The organism is Micromonospora sp. NPDC049580 (assembly GCF_040675595.1).
GTDB lineage: Bacteria > Actinomycetota > Actinomycetes > Mycobacteriales > Micromonosporaceae > Micromonospora.
Genome location: NZ_JBFAPG010000501.1, coordinates 1 through 4614, shown reverse-complemented (window position 1 = coordinate 4614; position 4614 = coordinate 1). Strand labels below are relative to the sequence as shown.

The window sequence follows — 4614 nt, the reverse complement described above, 5'->3', positions numbered from 1 at the left end:
GCCGAGTCCTCCGGCGGCTACCTGCGTCTGATCAACCGCAACAGCGGCAAGGCCGTCGAGGTGCGTCCGCGCCACCGCGCTGCCGGTTCAGCGAGTCAGGTGGCTAGCCGACACGGACCAGTTGCCACTGCTGGTTGTTGCCGCCCCAGTCGGCATACTGCACGATGTTCCCGCCGTCGGCGGTCGACGCGCCCTGCACCTCGACGGCCTTGCCGCTGTTGCGGTTGATCAGACGCAGGTAGCCGCCGGAGGACTCGGCCAGCCGGAACTGCTGGTTCGTGCCGTTGCCGTCGCTCCACTGCACGATCGCCGCGGAGTCAGCGGTGGAGAAGTTGTAGACGTCCAGCACCTTGCCGGAGTTGCGGGACTTCAGTCGGTAGTAGCCGCCACCGGAGTCCACGAACTGCCACTGCTGCCACGCGCCGTCGTTGCGGGCCCACTGGTCGATCCGCGCGCCGTCGGTGGTCGCCCGTCCGTACACGTCGAGCGCCTTGCCGCTGTTGCGGTTGACCAGCACGTACCAGGCAGTGGTGTCCACCCCGGTGCTCGGCGGGGGCGTGGTGGGCGAGGTGCTGCCCCCGTTGAGGGCGTTGAGGACGGAGGTGTACGCCGGCTTCTTGTTGCCCGATCCATCGAACAGTAGCGCGTTGTCGGACCCGCGCCAGGAGTCGCTGTCCCGGACGCCCCAGGTGGTGATGCCGGCGCAGCGGGCGACGGCGAGGCAGGCGCGAGTCACCGAGGCGTAGATGTTGGCCTGGTTGGAGCCGGTCATCACGTCGAGCTCGGTGATCTGCACGTCGACGCCGAGGTCGGCGAAGCGCTGCAGGTTGGCCTGGTAGTCACTGGCCAACGTGGTGCCGAGGTGGGACTGGAAGCCGACGCAGTCGATCGGGACGCCGCGGGACTTGAAGTCGCGCACCATGTTGTAGATGCCGGTGGACTTCGCGTTGATGCCGTCGGTGTTGTAGTCGTTGTAGCAGAGCTTGGCGCCGGGGTCGGCGGCGCGGGCGGCGCGGAACGCGGCCTCGATCCAGTCGTTGCCGGTGCGCTGCAGGTTCGAGTCCCGCCGACCGCCGCTGCCGCCGTCGGCGAACGCCTCGTTCACCACGTCCCAGGCGTAGATCTTGCCCCGGTAGTGGCTGGCGACCTGGGTGACGTGGTTGATGGCGGCGTTGCGCAGCGCGGTGCCGGACATGCCCTGCGCCCAACCCGGCTGCTGCTGGTACCACAGCAGCGTGTGGCCGCGGACGATCATGCCGTGCGACTGGGCGTGGGCGACGATCTGGTCCCCGCCGCTGTAGCTGAACCGACCCTGCTGCGGCTCGGTGGCGTCCCACTTCATCTCGTTCTCGGGAGTGAGCTGGTTGAACTCCCGGTTCACGATGGTGGCGAACTGGCTGTCGGACAGCTTGAAGGCGGGTACCGCCGCACCGTAGTAACGGCCCTTCTCGGCCGCCGAGGCACCCAGAGTGGTGCCGGCGTTGGCGGCGGAGGTCACCGCCACCGTCGCGGCGACCGCCGCGAGGGTGGCCGCGAGCGGCATCAGCACCCGACGGCCCCGGAACCGGGGTCGCGGTGCGCGTTCGTCGGGGATCTTGTCCATGGTCCTGCCTTTCGAGGTGGTGGCGGCCGGAGTCGAGGGTCGCTGCCAGACCGGCGGTGGGCTGCCCGTGGGAAACCGCTCGGGGTGGATGTGGGCGGGCCCGGGGACGGTGCGACAGGTCGCCAACGGCGATGCCTGAGGGCGGACGTCATGACGGAGCGACCGCGTGCGCGGACGCGGGAACACGGCGTACGCCGGACAGGTGTGGCTCGGACAGGTCACCGACCGTCGACCGGGTCGCGGGACCCGATGCCCTTCGAGGTGCCGGTGACTCCGAGCGGGAGGGACGTGCCCTCGACTCCGTGGCGGAACATAGCATGTTATCGATAACATGCTCAAGGTGAGCGATGGCCGGGCAGCGAGCCTCTCCGGCTATGACGCCCGCGCGGCGAGTTCCAGGCGTTACCGCTAACACTGGCCTGATCCGACGGCGGGTCGATGGTGGACGAAGGGCGTTCGCCGCAGCCCTTTGCCGGCAACGCTTTTTTGGTCCGACGTATGGTGCGCGAAGCGTGCATAACGATGCCACAACATGCCTGTAAGCCCTTGGCAACATGAGTGTGACCGTGGGAAGGTAACGCCTGATCGCAGGAAACATCCGATCTATCGCGCAGGCGCTGCGGGGAGTGGCCCGTGTGTGACGTCCTGGGGAGGTCCGGTTGCTGAGGAATGCGTCGATCACCGGCGGGGACGCGCGTCGAGCCGGGGACACAGTGGACGAGAGCCGGGCCCGCCGATGAGTGCGGCCGAGGCGACTGCGGAGCCCCAGGGCGGCGCGCTCAACGACTGGTTGCGGGAGCGCATCTCGCACGCGCTCTCCGAGTTCACCGCGGCCACCGCGCTCGTCGTCCTGTTCATCGCGTTGAGTTTCGCCAGTCCCTACTTCCTGACGGCCGACAACCTGTTCAACATCGGCGCGCAGACCGCTGTGATCGCCATCATCGCCGCCGCGCAGACGATGGTCATCATCACCCGGGGCATCGACCTGTCGGTCGGCTCGGTCGCCGCTCTCGCCGGAGTGGCGGGAGCGATGGTCGTCCGTGACCTGGGTTTCCCGCTCCTGGCGGCGACGGCGGTCGCGATCGGTGTCGGTGCCCTGGCCGGGCTGCTCAACGGGCTGCTGGTGACCGTCGCCCGGATACCCCCGTTCATCGCGACGCTGGGGACGATGTCGGTCGGCCGGGGCCTGGTCTTCATCATCACCGGGGCGGTCGGCGTCTACGGTCTGCCCCGATCGTTCCAGCTGCTCGGCAACGGCGAGATCATCGGTATCCCGTTCGCTGTGGTGATCACCGCGGTGGTCGCCGTCGGGGTCGCGTTTCTGCTCTCGCAGACCCGCTTCGGGCAGTACACCTACGCCATGGGATCCAACCTGGAAGCCGCCCGCCGCTCCGGCATCGGGGTCGGCCGCCACCTGACGTACGTGTACGTCCTGGCGGGTGTGCTGGTCGGTCTGGGTGGCATGATCGCCGCCTCCCGGGTCAACTCCGGCCAGCCGAACTACGGCATATCGCTGGAACTCGACGTCATCGCCGCCGCGGTCATCGGCGGCGCCAGCCTGTTCGGGGGGCAGGGCCGGATCGTCGGGACCATCATCGGCGCCTTCCTCATCGCCCTGGTCCGCAACGGCGCCGTCCTGCTCGACATCAGCATCCACTACCAGCAGGTGATCGTCGGCCTGATCATCTGGGCCGCCGTCTACTTCGACCAGTACCGCCGTCGGCGGCTGGAGTCACGGGGCTGACATGCCGATCCCGGAGTTCGACAGAGGAAGGACGCACACCATGTCACACACCACCACCAGCCGACGGCCACGAGGGCGTCTTCTGCGCGCACAGGTCATCGTCGCCGTCGCCGCGGCGACCGCTCTGCTCAGCGCGTGCGGCGGAGTCGAGGTCCGCGACGGAGGCGACGGCGCGACCAAGGACGCGGCCGGGCCGCTGAAGCTCGCCGTCGTGCCGAAGGCTGTCGGGGCCGACTACTGGAACACGGTGAAGGCGGGCGCCGAGTGCGCCGCGCAGCGCGCCGGTGACGTCACGGTCCAGTGGGACGGGGTGACGACCGAGACGGACGTCGAGGGCCAGGTCAACCTGATCCAGAACTTCGTCACCAAGAAGGTCGACGGCATCGTCTACGCGGCCACCGACTCCCGGGCGTTGGCGCCGGCCACCGACCAGGCGCTCGGCGCCGACATCCCGGTCGCGATGATCGACTCGGGCACCAGCCCCCAGCCGTCGAGCGTGCCGCTCTTCGCCACCGACAACAAGGCGTCGGCCGTCGAGGCGGCCAAACTGCTCGCCACCGAACTGGGCCCCGGCAACCACGACGTGGCGCTTGTGGAGTTCCAACCCGGCTCGCAGACCAACACCGAGCGGGTCGACGGCTTCAAGGCCGGCCTCGCGCAGTTCCCCAACCTCAAGCTGGTCGGGCAGCAGCCCAGCCGCAGTGACGTCAACGAGGCGCGGCGGGTGACCGAGAACATCCTGACCGCGAACCCCAACCTCGCCGGCATCTTCGCGGCCAACGAGCCGAGCGTGCTCGGCGCCGCGCAGGCCATCCAGGCGGCCGGCAAGTCCGGCAAGGTGGTCATCATCGGTTGGGACGCCGCCCCCGACGAGATCGCGGGGCTGCGCAGCGGTCAGATCTCGGCGCTGGTCGTGCAGAACCCGTTCAAGATGGGCTACTTCGGCGTCGACAAGATGGTCAAGCACCTTCGGGACAAGGCGCCGCTGGCGTCGGCCGACACCGGCGTCACGTTCGTCACCAAGAAGAACATCGACTCGGCGGAGATCAAGGCGGTGCTCGAGCCCAGCTGCGCCAACCCTCCGGTGCAGTGATGGACGCCGCCCCGACGACCACCGTCGAGACCGACCAGCCGGCCGCCGACGAACCGCCGGTGCTCGAAGCCCGTGGCATCGTCAAGCGGTTCGGCCACGTCGAGGCGCTGCGTGGCGCGGACTTCACCGTCCACAAGGGCGAGGTCGTCGCCCTCATCGGCGACAACGGCGCCG

Annotated in this window: 3 protein-coding genes and 1 pseudogene; 3 read left to right on the top strand and 1 reads right to left on the bottom strand. The window is 69.0% G+C overall.

Annotation, left to right across the window (positions count from 1 at the left end; all coding sequences use genetic code 11):
* Window positions 1–103: 103 nt before the first annotated feature.
* Window positions 104–1543: an endo-1,4-beta-xylanase gene (locus tag AB0J68_RS27860; RefSeq protein WP_363941331.1), complete on the bottom strand. Its 1440-nt coding sequence runs from the start codon at window positions 1541–1543 to the stop codon at window positions 104–106.
* Between the two features lie 796 nt (window positions 1544–2339).
* Here AB0J68_RS27860 and AB0J68_RS27855 point away from each other — a divergent pair.
* From AB0J68_RS27855 to AB0J68_RS27845, 3 genes and pseudogenes are all read left to right on the top strand, one after another.
* Window positions 2340–3347, top strand: coding sequence for an ABC transporter permease (locus tag AB0J68_RS27855; protein ID WP_354857216.1), 1008 nt, complete (start codon window positions 2340–2342; stop codon window positions 3345–3347).
* A 40-nt stretch (window positions 3348–3387) separates the two neighbouring features.
* Window positions 3388–4440 carry an ABC transporter substrate-binding protein gene (locus AB0J68_RS27850; protein ID WP_354857214.1) on the top strand — a complete coding sequence of 351 codons (1053 nt, stop codon included), beginning with the start codon at window positions 3388–3390 and terminating at the stop codon, window positions 4438–4440.
* Window positions 4440–4614: pseudogene (locus AB0J68_RS27845) on the top strand (sugar ABC transporter ATP-binding protein); the annotation flags it as partial. The gene AB0J68_RS27850 and the pseudogene AB0J68_RS27845, both read left to right, overlap by 1 nt.